The organism is Halomonas pelophila (assembly GCF_040196315.1).
Lineage (GTDB): Bacteria > Pseudomonadota > Gammaproteobacteria > Pseudomonadales > Halomonadaceae > Halomonas > Halomonas pelophila.
The window spans coordinates 113,867-130,131 of sequence record NZ_JBEGCI010000003.1 but is presented as its reverse complement, the minus strand read 5'-3'; the positions used below and the strand labels follow the sequence as shown (position 1 = coordinate 130,131).

The window sequence follows — 16,265 nt, the reverse complement described above, 5'->3', positions numbered from 1 at the left end:
CGCGCCATTCGCTGCGCACGCAGGGTGAAGGAGTGGTTCCAGACAGGGGGCAAGGGCATGGCGGTCATTGGCGGTTCCCGGGCCGGACCGGCCCATCGGTGTTCGTTAATATTAATGGAAGTGTTTTCCATTATACCTCGATCCGGCCACTTTCCTACGACTTAGGCCGTAGATACCTAGGTCGTATATATTATCTACCCGTGACTCGACGACGGAAGATGCGCCGCTACGAGCAATCGGCGCCGGGGCGGGACACTCGCTGACGGCCTCGATCACGCCATTGTAGGCGACGGTTCACCAGACGCCTCCGGCCAGGGTAGGCGATTCCAGGCCCCCTTCACCTAGCCCGACCTAGCCCGCCGGCTCGGCCGCCAGGTGATCGGCCATCTCGTCGGGGGAGATCCGGCGCCCGGCGATATAGAAGACCTCGTCCCCCGCCGCCAGCAGGACGTCGTCGTCGGGGTTGAGCACCGGGTAGAGCGCCTCGCCCCGACGGATCGCGATCAGCGAGGCTCGGCAGCGGGCGCGCAGGCGACTCGCCACCCGCTCGACCGACACCTGCTCCGAGAGGCCCGCCAGGCGAGTCGAGTACTGTGTCTGCGCCTGGTCGGCATCGACGAGCAGGCGCATGACCTCCTCGCTGCCGGGATCGACGGCGGCCTTGACCAGCATCTTCTGGTGCAGGGAGGGAATCACGTTCACCGTGGGACAGTGGGTCTCGAGCAGGCGTCCCACCATCTGGTTCTTCACGTAGGCGGTGATCCGACAGCGCGCATCGACCAGCGCGGAGAGGTGCATGCAGACGAGATTCGTCTCGCTGTCGTCCTCGACGTCGACCACCACCAGGGAGGCATCCTTCACCGCGGCCCGCTCATAGAGCGACTCGTCCGACAGGGAAGCTGCGCGGAAGTACTCCACCCCCTGCTCCAGGAAGGGATTGCGGTCCGGGGCGCCGCCGCCGACGCAGAGCGCTACCACCTGCCCTGGCCGCGACTCCTCGCGCACCTGGTCGACCAGCGACGCGGTGTAGGCGTTGTAGCCGACGATGACGATATGGTCCTTCTGCACGATCGATTGCTCCCCGTTGAGGCGCCGGGTGAATTGCGAGATCACCAGGGCGGAGGCCTTGCCCAGCAGGGTGGCGAAGAGCCCGATCCCCACCGGAATGATGAAGAACACGACCATCAGCTGGCCGCCCCGCGTCACCGGGGAGGCGTCCCCGTAGCCGACGGTGGAGGTGGTGACGATCATGTAATAGAGGAAGGCGGTCGGCGAGGCGACCAGCGCCGTCTCACCGGCCAGCGCCAGGCCGATCCAGGCGAGCAGCAGATAGCCGAGCAGCAGCAGGCCGAGCACGCCCCAGCCCATATCGGCGATGCCGCGGATCAGCACGGCACCGAGTCGTTTCAGTACGTACATGCGGGTCCCTTGCGATGGCCCCGGCGCGCGGGGCCATGGAGATAGCCCCGCCAGGCGGGTCCCTCGAGCAGACCCGGCCAGGCGTGAAGGCGCGTCAGGCCTTCTTGACCTTGGCGATGACCCACAGCAGCACCACGGCGCCGACGATGGCGGTGACCAGCGAGCCGATGAAGCCCCCGGCATGCAGCCCCAGGAGGTTGAACAGTCCCCCGCCGACCACCGCGCCGACCACGCCGACGCCGATATTGCCGAGCAGGCCGAAGCCGCCGCCACGCATGATATGGCCGGCGATCCAGCCGGCCAGACCACCGATGATCAGCCAGGCGATGATACCCATGGGACACACTCCTTTTTGCTGGGTGACGATGCGGGTCTCGAGACACAGGGGGTCACAGGAGACCCAGAGTCACGAGACCGATGAGTCGCGAAGCCTCGATGGTGCCTCGGCGGCGCACGAGAGAAAAGCCCGACGTGCCCAGGCGGCGATCCCAGGCGAGCGAAACGCGCTAGCTAGAACGACGAGCCGGGCCGGTCGAGGAAGGCCCGCTCCGCGGGCGTCGAGTCGCGCCCGAGCGGGGCGTTGCGGTGGGGGTAGCGCCCGAAGCGCTTGAGCACGTCACGATGGCGCTGCTCGTGGCGCAGGTTCTCCTCGAGCCCCGGTTGGGCGAACAGTCGCAGCGCCTCGTCGTGGATCATCAGCGACTCGCTGTGCATGTAGGGCATGAACAAGAAGGCGCGCCAGGCCACGTCGAGCAGGCGGTCCGCCTGGTGGGCGACTGCCTCCTGGGCCAGCACCAGGGCCAGCGGGTCCCAGGCGAAGGCCAGCTTTGATCCGCGATGGATATGGCGCGGGAACTGGTCGAGCACGATCACCTCGGCCAGGCGCCCGCGGGCCGAGGCTCGCCATTGCCACAGCTCGCCTCGCCCGGCCGCCGTCAGCAGCGCCTCGAAGCGCCGCGTGATCTCGCCGTCCAGGCCGGCATCCTTGCGAAACCACTGGGCGGGCTTGAGCTCCCCGAACCAGAAGTCGATCACCGCCTCGGGCCGACGCTCTTCCATGGGGTCCTCCTCATGCACCGGGATGAAGCTGATACCATCAGAGCGTAGCCGTCCCCTTCCCCACCCACCACAAGGGAGCCTCATGACCACCTACGAACTGCTGCAGATGCTCGGTTATGTCTTCAACATCCTCGGCCTGCTGATCTGCATCGGGGGGCTGACCCTGGCGCGGCGCCCGGAGCGGCGAGTGCTCGGCCGCAGCCTGGCGGTGCTGGGGTTCGTGATTGCCGCCACCCCCCTGCTGCTGCAGCTGTTCGGGCTGGTCCAGCCGATCCCGGCGGGGGCCATGCCACCGCGCTAGTCGCGCCGCCGGCCGGCGCCTGAACCCGACCTTCCGCCGTGCCGGGAGAGGCGGCGGCGTTTCGTCACACCGTCCCTTGTCAGGCGCCGTCGCGACCCGCACATTAGAGCAACGAAAAACCGCCTGCCAGGATGCCCGATGCGCCCCTCCCTGCCCCGTGAACTCCATGACCTGCTCGAGCGCGGCCGCGACCGCCAGCTGCGCCTGGCAGTGACCGGCCTGTCGCGGGCGGGCAAGACGGCCTTTCTCACCTCGCTGGTCAACCAGCTGCGCCATGCCGGCCTGGAGGCGCGCCTCGACCTGCTGCCCGCCGCCCGCCAGGGACGCCTGCTCGGCGCCCGCCGGGTCCAGCAGCAGGACCTGGGCGTGCCGCGCTTCCCCTACGACCAGGCCATGGCGGCGCTGGATGCCCAGCCGCCGCGCTGGCCCGAGCCGACCCGCGGCATCAGCGAGCTGCGCCTGACCCTCCGCTATCGGCCCTCGCGCAGCGGCCTGTTCGGCGGCGAGACGCGCCAGTTGACCCTGGACCTGTTCGACTATCCCGGCGAGTGGCTGCTCGACCTGCCGCTGCTGGGCCACGACTACCTGAGCTGGAGCGAGACCCAGCGCCACGACGGCGGCAGCGAGCGCGCCGCCCTGTTCGCCGACTGGCAGGCGGCGGTGGGCGATCTCGATCCTGCCGAGGAGGTTGATGAAGCGCGCCTGGCCGAGATCGCCGAACGCTACGCGACCGGGCTTCGGGCCGCCCGGGAGGCCGGCTTCGCCGACCTGCAGCCGGGACGCTTCCTGTTGCCCGGCGAGCTCGAGGGCGCCCCGGTGCTGCAGTTCTTCCCGCTGCCCGGCATCGCCGAGGCCGACCGCGACACCCTCGCCGCGCTGCCGGCCGAGAGCCTCTACGCCACCCTGGCGCGACGCTTTCGCCACTACCAGCAGCACATCGTGCGGCCCTTCTACCGCGAGCACTTCCGGCGCTTCGATCGCCAGATCGTGCTGGTCGACGTGCTCGGCGCCCTCAACGCCGGGCCCGAGCGCTTCGAGGATCTCTCCCGGGCGCTGTCGCGCCTGATGCAGAGCTTCGACTACGGCAAGCGCAGCCTGCTGACGCGACTCTTCGCGCCGCGCATCGATCGCCTGGCCATCGCCGCCACCAAGGCCGATCACGTCACCCCCGAGCAGCATGGCCGCCTGGTCACCCTGCTCGAAGCGCTGCTGGCCGAGCCGCTCAAGGACCTGCGCTTCGCCGACGTGCCGGTGAGGGCGCTGTCGCTGGCGGCGATTCGGTCCACCGAGAGCCGCGAGGTGAACCAGCAGGGACGTCGCTCGCCGGCCCTGCGCGGCACGACGTTTGACGGCGAGTCCCGGCTGCTGTTTCCCGGCGAGGTGCCGGACCGCCTGCCTCGGGCCGACTTCTGGGCACGCCAGGGCTTCGCCTTCACCGCCTTTCGCCCCCTGCCCCGCGAACCCGGCACGCCCCTGCCGCACATCCGCATGGACGCCGCCCTGGACTGGCTGATCGGAGACAAGCTGCCATGATGCCTCCCCGCGAGACCGACCCGCGCCCGGGGGAGCACTTCCCCCTCGACGAGTCGCACGACGACGTGGCCCAGAAGGACCCGCAGCCCGGCCGGCAGTTCGATCATGAGGCGCAAAGTCGGCCCCCGGTCGAGATAGAGCGCCAGGGCCAGTGGGAGGCACAGGCGCTGGACGAGGGCCTGATGCGCCCGCGCAAGCGTCGCTGGGGGCTTGCCGCGCTGCTCGGCGGCAGCCTCGGCCTGGGCGCCCTGGAGGCCGGCCACACGCTCTATGCCGTGAGCCTCGGCGGCGACTGGCTGGCCGGCGCCTGGAGCCTGCTGCTGCTGCTGGCGCTCGGCCTCGGCGGCTCGGCGGTGCTGCGCGAACTCTGGCGCCTGCGTCGCCTGACGCGCCATGCGCGACTGCGCGAGCGCCTGGCCGCGCTGCCCGAGGCCACCCCGGCCCAGGCGCGGACGCTTGCCGAACGGCTTCGCCGCGACCTGGCCCTGGATGACGACCACCCCCACTGGCAGGCCTTCCTGGCGGCCAGGGAGCCCCACCACGACGGGCGCGACGTCCGCGCCCTGCTCGACCACCACCTGCTCGCGCCCCGGGATCGCGAGGCGAGCCGGCTGATCTCGCGGATGTCCGGCGAGACGGCGATCATGGTGGCAGTCAGCCCGCTGACCCTGGTGGACATGGGCCTGGTCGCCTGGCGCCACCTGGCGATGGTCGACCGGCTGTGTCGGCTCTACGGGCTGGAGCTCGGCTACGCGGCGCGCCTACGGCTGCTGCGCAGCGTGCTCTATCAGATGGCCTTCGCCGGCGCCAGCGAGATCGCCAGCGAAGCCAGCATGGAGATGCTGACGATGAACCTGGCCGGCAAGCTCTCGACCCGGGCCGCCCAGGGGCTCGGCATCGGGGTGCTGGGCGCCCGCCTGGGGCTGCGCACCCAGCGCCTGGCGCGGCCGCTGGCCTTCACCGCCGAGGAGTCGCCCCGCCTGGCCGACCTGCGCCGTGACCTATGGCGCCAGCTCAGGCGCCTGGAGACCAGCGAGCAGCGCACGCGGGAGAAGACCCGCCATCCTTGATCCGGATCATGACAGCGTCCAGTGAGATGACTAGGCTCATCGGTAGGAAGCCACCCCTCGTCTTCGCAAGGAGGACCGCGTCATGTTCCATTCCATCCTGGTGCCCATCGATGGTTCCGAACACGCCAAGAAGGCCCTCGCCGTGGCCTGCCAGCTGGCCCAGCAGGAGCAGGCGTCGCTGATCCTGCTGCACATTCCCGAGCAACTCGCCCAGGACACCCTGCTGGTCTGGGGCATCGGCGCCGTCGAGATGAAGGCCTCTGAGGAGGATCTCGAGGCGGCCGGGCGCCAGATCAGGGACCGGGCCACCGAGGCGGCCCGCGACGCTGGCGTGGAACATGTCGAGGCCATGATCGCCCAGGGCGACCCGACCCGCACCATCCTCGACGAGGCGCGGCGGCGCAACGTCGATGCCATCGTGATGGGCAGCCGGGGCCTGGGCGATCTGAAAGGGCTGGTGGTCGGCAGCGTCTCCCACAAGGTCAGCCACGCCGCCGACTGCACCGTGATCACCGTGCGCTGAGGGGGACTCGACGCAAGCGCTTGATTCGCCGTGGGGGCGGCCCACGGCGTTTGGCGGCAGGGTCGCGAATCCGTATAGTGGCCCCCCTACTCGCCAACCGATCGTGACCATGCTGCAGAACAATTCGGCGCTTGCTCAGCTCAAGCAACAGATCCGCGACAACACCCCTCGCGTAGAGGGCGTGATCAAGGCCACCGACCGGGGCTTCGGTTTCCTCGAGACCGACGACGGTGACTCCTACTTCGTGCCGCCCCCCGCCATGAAGCAGGTGCTGCATGGTGACCGCGTCGCGGCCGTCCTCCACGAGGAGGGCGACAAGAAGTCGGTGGAGCCCGATACCCTGATCGAGACCGGCATGGAGCGCTTCATCGCCCGCGTGCAGAAGCGCGACGGTCGCTTGGCGGTGATCCCCGATCATCCGACGATGAACACCCCGCTCAAGGCGCGCATCAAGCGCAGCCTCGACGAGGCGAGCATCAATGACGGCGACTGGGTGGTGGCCCGCCTGGTCCGCCACCCCCTCAAGCCCGACGATCGCGCCTTCTTCACCCAGATCGACGAGCTCGTCGCCAAGACCGATGATCCCGCCGTGCCGTGGCGCGTGACCCTGGCGCGCCACGCCCTCGAGCAGGAGTGCCCGGATGCCGGCGACGACTGGCCGCTGCGCGACGAGGGCCTCGAGCGCGAGGACCTGACCGCCGAGCCGTTCTTCACCATCGACGGCGAGAAGACCCGCGACATGGATGACGCCCTGCGCATCCGGACCCGCGAGGACGGCGGCTGGTCGCTGACCGTGGCCATCGCCGACCCCACCGCCTACGTGGAGGAGGGTCACGCCGCCGACCTGGAGGCCCGCACCCGGGCCTTCACCGTCTACCTGCCGGGCCAGAACGTCACCATGCTGCCCGAGCAGCTGGCCGACGACCTCTGCTCGCTGTGGCAGGATCAGGACCGCCCGGTGCTGGCCTGCACCCTGGAGATCGGCGCCGACGGCAGCCTCGGCGACTATCGCTTCTTCGCCGCCACCGCCCGCTCCCACGCCAAGCTCGCCTACGACCGGGTCTCCGACTGGCTCGAGGGCCAGGGCGACTGGGCGCCGGCCGAGACGATCGGCGAGCAGCTCAAGGCCCTGGCGGCGATGACCGAGGCGCGCAGCGCCTGGCGCGCGGCCCACGCCCTGGTGTTCAAGGATCGTCCCGACTTCGTCTTCGACCTGGACGACGCCGGCAACGTGCTGGACATCCGCACCGAGCATCGGCGCATCGCCAACCGCATGATCGAGGAGTCGATGATCGCCGCCAACGCCTGCTGCGCGCATCTGCTCGCCGAGCACGTCGGCCACGGCATCTTCAACGTGCATCGCGCTTTCGAGCCCGAGAAGGCCGAGGCCGCCCAGGAGTTCCTGGCCGACCAGGACATCCAGGTGGAGCGCGAGCAGCTCACCGAGCTGTCCCGCTACACCGAGCTCAAGCGCGAGCTCGAGGGCCGCGACGACGCCTGGCTCGACGCGCGCCTGCGCCGCTTCCAGGGCTTCACCAGCATGTCGGCCCAGCCCGGTCCGCACTTCGGCCTGGGCCTCGCCGCCTACGCCACCTGGACCTCGCCGATCCGCAAGTACGGCGACATGGTCAACCACCGCCTGATCAAGCGGGTACTCAAGGGCGAGCAGGCCCCGGCCGAGGCCAGCCAGGCGCTCACCGAGCAGCTCACCGAGCGTCGCCGGCTGAACCGCATGGCCGAGCGCGACGTCAAGGACTGGCTCTACGTGCGCTATCTGACGCCCGCCGCCAAGGCCGGCGAGACCTTCGAGGCCGAGATCATCGCGGTCAACCGCGGCGGCATGCGGGTGCGCCTGACCGCCAACGGCGCCACCGCCTTCATCCCGGCCCCGCTGATGCACAGCGACCGCAAGAAGGTGGCGATCGACGACAAGGACGGGCGCATCCACATCGAGGACGAGGAGCGCTTCAAGCTCGGCGACGTCATCCGCGTGACGCTGACCGAGGCCCGCGAGGAGACCCGCTCGCTGGTCGGCCGCCCCGCCGACTGAGCCCCAGCCGGCCAGTCGTGACCCTCCACGCGTAGATCAGGACGGCGACCCTCGGGTCGCCGTCCTGCGTTGGGGGCGATTAATGCCGTTCCGACGTCGCTGCTGTCCCGATATCGACGCCCGGTCGTTGACGCCGCTCGCAGCTCGCCGATAGCCGAGCACAAGAAAGGGCACCCGAGGGTGCCCTTTGTCGATGCTGAACGTCGCGCGGCTTACCAGCCGGTAGCGATCTTCAGGGCATCGCCGATCTCGGCCAGGGAGCGCACGGTCTTGACGCCCGCGGCTTCCAGGGCGCCGAACTTCTCGTCCGCGGTGCCCTTTCCGCCGGCGATGATCGCACCGGCGTGGCCCATGCGCTTGCCAGGAGGGGCGGTCACGCCGGCGATGTAGGACACGACCGGCTTGGAGACGTGCTCCTTGATGTAGGCCGCGGCCTCTTCCTCGGCGGTGCCGCCGATCTCGCCGATCATCACGATCGCCTCGGTCGCCGGGTCCTTCTCGAACATCTCGAGGATGTCGATGAAGTTGGAGCCCGGGATCGGGTCGCCGCCGATGCCCACACAGGTGGACTGGCCGAAGCCGTGGTCGGTGGTCTGCTTGACGGCTTCATAGGTCAGGGTGCCGGAACGCGACACGATACCGACCTTGCCGGGCTTGTGGATGTGGCCCGGCATGATGCCGATCTTGCACTCGCCCGGGGTGATCACACCGGGGCAGTTCGGGCCGATCAGGCGCACGCCCAGCTCGTTGCACTTCACCTTGACGTCGAGCATGTCCAGGGTCGGGATGCCCTCGGTGATGCAGACGATCAGCTTGATGCCGGCGTTGGCGGCTTCCAGGATGGAATCCTTGCAGAACGGGGCCGGCACGTAGATCACGCTGGCCTCGGCGCCGGTCTGCTCGACGGCTTCCTTGACGGTGTTGAACACCGGCAGGCCCAGGTGCTCCTGGCCGCCCTTGCCCGGGGTCACGCCGCCGACCATCTGGGTGCCGTAGGCGATCGCCTGCTCGGAATGGAAGGTCCCCTGTCCGCCGGTGAAGCCCTGGCAGATGACCTTGGTGTTCTTGTCGATCAGGATGCTCATTACTTGCCCTCCGCTGCCTTGACGACCTGCTGAGCCGCATCGGTCAGGCTGGTAGCAGCGATGATGTTCAGACCGCTGGACGCCAGTTTCTCGGCACCCAGCTCGGCGTTGTTACCTTCCAGACGCACCACCACCGGCACGTTGACACCGACCTGCTCGACGGCACCGATGATGCCCTCGGCGATCATGTCGCAACGCACGATGCCGCCGAAGATGTTGACCAGCACGGCCTTCACGGAATCGTCGGAGAGGATGAGCTTGAAGGCCTCGGCCACGCGTTCCTTGGTGGCACCGCCGCCCACGTCGAGGAAGTTGGCCGGCTGGCCGCCGTTGAGCTTGATGATGTCCATGGTGCCCATGGCCAGGCCGGCGCCGTTGACCATGCAGCCGATGTTGCCTTCCAGGGCCACGTAGTTCAGTTCCCAGGCGGCCGCCTCGGCCTCGCGCTCGTCTTCCTGAGACGGGTCGCGCATCGCCTGCAGGTCCGGATGGCGATAGAGGGCGTTGCCGTCCAGGCCGATCTTGGCGTCGAGGCAGTGGAGGTTACCCTCGTCGGTCACCACCAGCGGGTTGATCTCGAGCAGCGCCAGGTCCTTGTCATGGAACAGCTTGGACAGGCCCAGGAAGATCTTGGTGAACTGCTTCACCTGAGCGCCTTCGAGGCCCAGGGCGAAGGCCAGCTCACGCGCCTGGTAGGGCTGAGCGCCGACCAGCGGGTCAATCTCGGCCTTGAGGATCTTCTCGGGGGTCTCTTCCGCAACCTTCTCGATCTCCACGCCACCCTCGGTGGAGGCCATGAAGACCACGCGCTGGGTGCCGCGATCGACCACGGCGCCCAGGTAGAGCTCGTTGGCGATATCGGTGCAGGTCTCGACCAGGATCTTGGTGACCGGCTGACCCTTCTCGTCGGTCTGGAAGGTCACCAGGTTCTTGCCCAGCCAGGATTCGGCGAAGGTCTTGGCCTCTTCCGGATCCTTGATCAGCTTGACGCCACCGGCCTTGCCGCGGCCGCCGGCGTGGACCTGGGCCTTGACCACCCACATGTCGCCACCGATCTTCTTGCAGGCCTCGGCGGCCTCCTCGGGGGTGTCGACGGCGAAGCCCTTGGACACCGGCAGGCCGTAATCGGCAAACAGCTGCTTGCTCTGATACTCGTGAAGGTTCATCGATTCATGCCATTGGTTGCATGTGACTCGAACGGTGACACCACCCGTCGCCTCGGGGCGGCGGGTATCGTGTCACCACCGTTCGCTTCCGATACATGGTCGGAAGCGATGCGCCACCTGACGGTGGCGCTTGTTGTCCTTACTTCTTCTTCTTGCGGTTGGCCATGTGGATGGCATGGCCCTCGACGGCCAGCGCCGCCTCGTGCACCGCTTCCGACATGGTCGGGTGCGCGTAGCAGGTCAGCGCCAGGTCCTCGGCGCTGGAGCCGAACTCCAGCGCGATCACGCCCTGGGCGATCATCTCGCCGGCGTGCTGGCCGACGATGTGCACGCCCAGCACGCGATCCGTCTCGGCATCGGCGATGATGCGCGCCATGCCCTCGGTCGCGTTGTTGGCCATGGCACGGCCGCTGGCCGCGAACGGGAAGGCGCCGACCTTGACCTCGATGCCGGCCGCCTTGGCGTCCTGCTCGGTCATGCCGACCCACGCCACCTCCGGGAAGGTGTAGATGACGTTGGGGATGGCGTCGTAGTTCATCTCGGCCTTATGGCCGGCGATGATGTCAGCGACCATGATGCCCTCTTCGGAGGCCTTGTGCGCCAGCATCGGGCCGCGCACGCAGTCGCCGATGGCGTAGACACCCGGCACGCTGGTGCGGCACTGGTCGTCGACGTGGATGAAGCCACGCTCGTCGGTGTCGACGCCCACGCCGTCGGCGATCACGCCCTTGGTGTAGGGCTTGCGACCGACGCAGACGATCAGCTTGTCGAAGGTGATCTCCTGATCGCCGTCGGCGTCGGCGTACTTGACGACGACTTCCTCACCCTTGACCTCGGAGCCGGTCACCCGCGCGCCCAGCTTGATGTCCAGGCCCTGCTTCTTGAGCAGCTTCTGGGTCTCCTTGGCGACGGCCCCATCGACCATCGGCAGGAAGTCGTCCATGGCCTCGAGCACGGTCACCTCGGAGCCCAGGCGGTTCCACACGCTGCCGAGCTCCAGGCCGATGACACCGGCGCCGATCACGCCCAGGCGCTTCGGGGTCTCCTGGAATTCCAGGGCGCCGGTGGAGTCGACCACCAGGCCTTCTTCCAGCGGGGTCGGCGGGATCTCCACCGGCACGGAGCCCGCGGCCACGACGATGCTGTCGGCCTCATAGGTGGTCGCCTTGCCGTCCTGGTCGGTGACCTCGACCTGCTTGGCGGAGGCCACCTTGCCGGTGCCCTCAATGGCGGTGACGCCATTGGCCTTGAACAGACCGGAGATGCCGCCGGTCAGGTTCTTCACGATCTTGTCCTTGCGGGCCATCATCTTCTTGACGTCCATGCTGACGTCACCGGCCTGGATGCCCATATCGTCGAAGTCGTGCTTGGCCTCGACGAACTTGTGGGAAGCCTCGAGCAGCGCCTTGGACGGGATGCAGCCCACGTTGAGGCAGGTGCCGCCGTGCACGACCTTGCCTTCCTTGCCGATCCACTTCTCGACGCAGGCGGTCTTCAGGCCCATCTGGGCGGCACGAATGGCGGCCACGTAGCCGCCGGGGCCCGCGCCGATCACGATCACATCAAACTTGTCAGCCATGTTGGCTCCTTTGTGGCTTGTTGCTGGAAGACGTTGCCGGCTTCGCGAATCAGATGTCCAGCAGCAGGCGCGCCGGGTCTTCGAGCAGTTCCTTGATGGTCACCAGGAAGCGGACCGCGTCCTTGCCGTCGATCATGCGGTGGTCGTAGGAGACCGCCAGGTACATCATCGGGCGGATCTCGACCTTGCCATTCACCGCCATGGGGCGCTCCTGGATCTTGTGCATGCCCAGGATCGCGGTCTGCGGCGGGTTGAGGATCGGCGTGGACATCAGCGACCCGAAGGTGCCGCCGTTGGTGATGGTGAAGGTGCCGCCCTGCATCTCGTCGATGCCGAGCTTGCCGTCACGGGCCCGCTTGCCGAAGTCGACGATGCCCTTCTCGACGTCGGCGATCTTCATGCTGTCGGTGTCGCGCAGCACCGGGACGACCAGGCCGCGGTCGGTGGAGACCGCCACGCCGATGTCCTGGTAGCCGTGATAGACGATGTCGGTGCCGTCGATGGAGGCGTTGACGTCCGGGAAGCGCTTGAGGGCCTCGGAGGCGGCCTTGACGAAGAAGCCCATGAAGCCGAGCTTGACGTCGTGGGCCTTCAGGAAGGTCTCCTTGTACTGGCCGCGCAGCTCCATCACCGCGCTCATGTCCACCTCGTTGTAGGTGGTGAGCATGGCGGCGGTCTGCTGGGCCTGGACCAGGCGCTTGGCGATGGTCTGGCGCAGGCGGCTCATCGGCACGCGCTTCTCGGGACGCTCGCCTTCCACCACCGGGGCCGCCGCGGCGGCGGACTGGGCACCGCCGGCCGGCTTGGCCGCCTTCTTGGCGCTGCCGTCGTTCACCGCACGCTGCACGTCCTCCTTGAGGACCCGGCCACCCTTGCCGGTGCCCTCGATCTTCGCGACGTCGAGGTCGTGCTCGGCGACCAGCTTGCGGGCCGCCGGGGCGAGGATCTTGTCGCCGACCTTCTCGTCGCTGGCGCCGTCATCGGCGGAGGCCGCCGGCTTCTCGTCGGCACTGGAGGCCGGCTTGGACGCGCCGCCGGCACCCTCGGTGAAGACCGCCAGCACCTGCTCGGAGGTCACCTGGCTGCCCTCCTCGGCCTTGATCTCGGTCAGTGCACCGTCGGCCGGAGCGACGACCTCGAGGACCACCTTGTCGGTCTCGATCTCGGCCAGCACCTCGTCACGCTTGACGGCGTCGCCGACCTGCTTGCTCCAGCTGGCCACGGTGCCTTCCTGGATGGACTCGGGGAAGGTCGGGGCCTTGACCTCGTGGGCCTGGCCGCCGGCGGCCGGCGCCTCGGCCTCGCCCTTCGGCTCGTCCTGCTTCTCTTGCTTATTTTCGGCCGGTGCCTCGCCCTTGGCCTCGCCCGCGCCGAGGCGACCCAGCAGCTGCTCGGACTCCACGGTGTCACCCTCTTGTGCCAGCACCTCGGACAGGGTGCCGGCCTCGGGAGCCACGACCTCGAGCACCACCTTGTCGGTCTCGATCTCGACGATCAGCTCGTCACGCTCGACGCTGTCGCCGGGCTTCTTGTGCCAGGCGGCGACGCTGCCTTCGGCAACGGATTCCGGAAAGGTGGGTGCCTTGATATCGGTAGCCATGTCGTATCCCTTGTATGTTCTTTCTCGTCCCGGTGGGACGCCTTACAGATTGAAGGCGTCTTCCACCAGCTGGCGCTGCTGTTCGGTATGCACGGACATGTAGCCCGCCGCGGGAGCCGCCGATGCCGGGCGACCGGCGAACTTGAGCTTGCCGCCCAGGCCGTCGCGCAGCAGGTCGGCCACGGCCCGCATGTGGTGCTGGCTCGAGTACCAGGCGCCCTGGTTGAGCGGCTCTTCCTGGCACCAGACCACGTCCTCGACGTTGGTGTAGTCCTGGATCGCCTCGAGCAGCTCCTCCTTGGGGAAGGGGTAGAGCTGCTCCATGCGCAGGATAGCCACGTCGTCGCGGGCGTTCTCGTCGCGCCAGTTGGCCAGGTCGTAGTAGACCTTGCCGGCACACAGCACGATGCGCTCGACCTTCTGCGCCTCGAGGTTGCCCTGGTCGGGCAGCACCATCTGGAAGCTGCCCTCGGCCAGCTCTTCGAGGCTCGAGGTCGCCGACTTGTGGCGCAGCAGGCTCTTGGGCGTCATCACCACCAAGGGCTTTCTCAGCGGACGGATCACCTGGCGGCGCAGCAGATGGAAGATCTGCGCCGGGGTGGTCGGCACGCAGACCTGCATGTTGTGCTCGGCGCACATCTGCAGAAAGCGCTCCAGGCGCGCCGAGGAGTGCTCGGGACCCTGCCCCTCGTAGCCGTGGGGCAGCAGCATGGTCAGCCCGCAAAGGCGCTCCCACTTGGTCTCGCCGGAGGAGATGAACTGGTCCACCACCACCTGGGCGCCGTTGAAGAAGTCGCCGAACTGGGCCTCCCAGATCACCAGATCGTTGGGCGCGGTGGTCGAGTAGCCGTACTCGAACGCCAGCACCGCCTCCTCGGAGAGGAAGGAGTCGTGGATGGTGAAGCGCGGCTGGCCGTCGGCCATGTGCTGCAGCGGCACGTAGGCGCTGCCGTCCTGCTGGTTGTGCACCACCGCGTGGCGGTGGGAGAAGGTGCCGCGCCCCACGTCCTGGCCGGTGAGGCGCACCGGGTGGCCCTGATCGAGCAGCGTGGCGTAGGCCAGGGTCTCGGCGAAGCCCCAGTTGATGGCCATGGCGCCGGCCTGCATCTTGCGGCGATCCTCGTAGATCTTGGCCACCTGACGCTGCACGGTCACGCCGTCGGGCACCTCGCACATCTTGCCGGCGAGGCGCTGCAGGCGCTTCATCTCGACTCGGGTGTCGGCATGGCCGGTCCACTCGTGGCCCAGATAGGGCGTCCAGTCGACGAACAGCGACTTGTTGGGCTTCTGCACCAGGGCGTTGGCCACGTGGTTGCCGGCCAGCAGGTCGTCGCGGTACTTCTCCATCATCGCCTTGGCGTCGTCGTCGGAGATCAGGCCCTCCTTGACCAGGCGCTCGACGTAGCGGGTCCGCGAGGACGGGTGGTCCTTGATCTTGCTGTACATCATCGGCTGGGTGCCGGACGGCTCGTCGGCCTCGTTGTGGCCGCGGCGGCGATAGCAGACCAGGTCGATGACCACGTCGCGCTTGAACTGCTGACGGTAGTCCAGCGCCACCTGGGTGGCGTGCAGCACGGCATCGGGGTCGTCGCCGTTGACGTGGAAGATCGGCGCCTGAACCATCTTGGCGATGTCGGTGCAGTACTCGGTGGAGCGTGAGTCCAGCGGGTGCGAGGTGGTGAAGCCCACCTGGTTGTTGATCACGATGTGCAGGGTGCCGCCCGTGCTGTAGGCACGGGTCTGGGACATCTGGAAGGTCTCCATGACCACGCCCTGGCCGGCGAAGGCCGCATCGCCATGGACGTTGATCGGCAGCACCTTGTCGCCGACCGGGTCGTTGCGGCGATCCTGACGGGCCCGCACCGAGCCCACGACCACCGGCGCGACGATCTCCAGGTGGGAGGGGTTGAACGACAGCGCCAGATGGACCTCGCCCCCCGGGGTCATGACGTTCGAGCTGAAGCCCTGGTGGTACTTCACGTCACCGGAGCCGCGCTCGATAACCTTCTTGCCGTCGAACTCGTCGATCAGCTCGGAGGGATTCTTGCCGAGGATGTTGACCAGCATGTTGAGGCGCCCGCGGTGGGCCATGCCGATCACCACTTCCTTGGTGCCGTAGCTGCCGGCGCGCTGGATCAGCTCGTCCATCATCGGAATGAAGCTCTCGCCGCCCTCGAGACCGAAGCGCTTGGTGCCCGGGTACTTGGAGGCCAGGTAGCTCTCCAGGCCCTCGGCGGCCGTCAGCCGTTCGAGCACATGCTTGCGCACGTCGGGACTGAAGTTCGGGGCGCTGCGCACCGACTCGAAGCGCTGCTGGAGCCAGCGTTTCTCTTCGGTGTCGACGATGTGCATGACCTCGCAGCCGATGGAGCGGCAGTAGGTCTGCTCCAGCGCACCGACGATCTCCTTCAGCGGCGCCTTGTCCAGTCCCATGAAGAAGGAGCCGGTCTGGAACTCGGTGTCCAGATCCGCCTTGGAGAGCTGGTGGAAGGAGAGATCGAGGTCGGGAACCGGGGTCGGGCTGCGCAGACCGAGGGGGTCGATGTCGGCCTTCTGGTGCCCGCGGAAGCGGTAGGCGTTGATCAGCTGGAGTACCTTGACCTGCTTCTTGCCCTCCCCGCTATCGGCCGCGACATGCGCGGTACGACGCTGCTGGCCCAGCTGATAGAACTGGTCGCGAACCGGGGTGAGAGGAACATCCTGGCTGGCCCCGCCCTCGGGCCGCGGCAGCTGATCGAAGTACTGGCGCCATTCGTCGGGAACGGCGGAGGGATCATCGAGGTACTGCTCGTAGAGCGCTTCCACATAGTGGGCATTGCCGCCGCTCACATGGGAGGAGCGCCACATCAACTCCATTATGCCTTGTTGCATCTCTTGGTC

At 68.0% G+C, this 16,265-nt stretch carries 13 protein-coding genes; 5 read left to right on the top strand and 8 right to left on the bottom strand.

Features of this window, described 5'->3' with window-relative positions; all coding sequences use genetic code 11:
• Positions 1–351 precede the first annotated feature (351 nt).
• The 3 genes from ABE957_RS04070 to ABE957_RS04060 all read right to left on the bottom strand — a co-directional run bounded on the left by ABE957_RS04070 (position 352) and on the right by ABE957_RS04060 (position 2,478).
• A complete protein-coding gene (locus tag ABE957_RS04070) occupies positions 352–1,419 on the bottom strand; it encodes an ion channel (protein ID WP_349757408.1) in 1,068 nt (355 codons plus the stop codon).
• A 94-nt stretch (positions 1,420–1,513) separates the two neighbouring features.
• Positions 1,514–1,756 (bottom strand): GlsB/YeaQ/YmgE family stress response membrane protein, encoded by a 243-nt coding sequence (locus tag ABE957_RS04065; RefSeq protein ID WP_349757407.1) that lies wholly within the window; start codon positions 1,754–1,756, stop codon positions 1,514–1,516.
• Between the two features lie 173 nt (positions 1,757–1,929).
• A complete protein-coding gene (locus ABE957_RS04060; RefSeq protein ID WP_349757406.1) occupies positions 1,930–2,478 on the bottom strand; it encodes a DUF924 family protein in 549 nt (182 codons plus the stop codon).
• Positions 2,479–2,560: 82 nt separating this feature from the next.
• On the opposite strand from ABE957_RS04060, the gene ABE957_RS04055 reads away from it, so the two are divergent.
• The 5 genes from ABE957_RS04055 (at position 2,561) to ABE957_RS04035 (ending at position 7,955) form a co-directional block, all read left to right on the top strand.
• A complete protein-coding gene (locus ABE957_RS04055) occupies positions 2,561–2,779 on the top strand; it encodes a hypothetical protein (protein ID WP_349757405.1) in 219 nt (72 codons plus the stop codon).
• Positions 2,780–2,917: 138 nt separating this feature from the next.
• A complete protein-coding gene (locus ABE957_RS04050) occupies positions 2,918–4,312 on the top strand; it encodes a YcjX family GTP-binding protein (protein WP_349757404.1) in 1,395 nt (464 codons plus the stop codon).
• The gene (locus ABE957_RS04045; protein ID WP_349757403.1) at positions 4,309–5,382 is read left to right on the top strand and encodes a TIGR01620 family protein; all 1,074 of its coding nucleotides are present in this window, start codon (positions 4,309–4,311) and stop codon (positions 5,380–5,382) included. The genes ABE957_RS04050 and ABE957_RS04045 overlap by 4 nt, the downstream gene beginning before the upstream one ends.
• An 82-nt stretch (positions 5,383–5,464) precedes the next feature.
• Positions 5,465–5,905, top strand: a complete 441-nt coding sequence (locus ABE957_RS04040) for a universal stress protein (RefSeq protein ID WP_349757402.1) — start codon at positions 5,465–5,467, stop codon at positions 5,903–5,905.
• Between the two features lie 109 nt (positions 5,906–6,014).
• The gene (locus ABE957_RS04035) at positions 6,015–7,955 is read left to right on the top strand and encodes an exoribonuclease II (protein ID WP_349757401.1); all 1,941 of its coding nucleotides are present in this window, start codon (positions 6,015–6,017) and stop codon (positions 7,953–7,955) included.
• A 212-nt stretch (positions 7,956–8,167) separates the two neighbouring features.
• Here the strand turns inward: ABE957_RS04035 and sucD are convergent, their stop codons facing one another.
• The 5 genes from sucD to ABE957_RS04010 form a co-directional block, all read right to left on the bottom strand.
• The gene (gene sucD, locus ABE957_RS04030) at positions 8,168–9,040 is read right to left on the bottom strand and encodes a succinate--CoA ligase subunit alpha (protein ID WP_349757400.1); all 873 of its coding nucleotides are present in this window, start codon (positions 9,038–9,040) and stop codon (positions 8,168–8,170) included.
• Positions 9,040–10,206, bottom strand: a complete 1,167-nt coding sequence (gene sucC, locus ABE957_RS04025; protein WP_349757399.1) for an ADP-forming succinate--CoA ligase subunit beta — start codon at positions 10,204–10,206, stop codon at positions 9,040–9,042. Before sucC ends, sucD begins: the two co-directional genes overlap by 1 nt.
• Positions 10,207–10,345: 139 nt before the next feature.
• A complete protein-coding gene (lpdA, locus tag ABE957_RS04020) occupies positions 10,346–11,785 on the bottom strand; it encodes a dihydrolipoyl dehydrogenase (RefSeq protein ID WP_349757398.1) in 1,440 nt (479 codons plus the stop codon).
• A 49-nt stretch (positions 11,786–11,834) separates the two neighbouring features.
• Entirely contained in the window at positions 11,835–13,385 is a 1,551-nt protein-coding gene (gene odhB / locus ABE957_RS04015; RefSeq protein WP_349757397.1) for a 2-oxoglutarate dehydrogenase complex dihydrolipoyllysine-residue succinyltransferase, read from the bottom strand.
• 42 nt (positions 13,386–13,427) lie between these two features.
• Positions 13,428–16,256 (bottom strand): 2-oxoglutarate dehydrogenase E1 component, encoded by a 2,829-nt coding sequence (locus tag ABE957_RS04010; protein ID WP_349757396.1) that lies wholly within the window; start codon positions 16,254–16,256, stop codon positions 13,428–13,430.
• Positions 16,257–16,265: the final 9 nt, after the last annotated feature.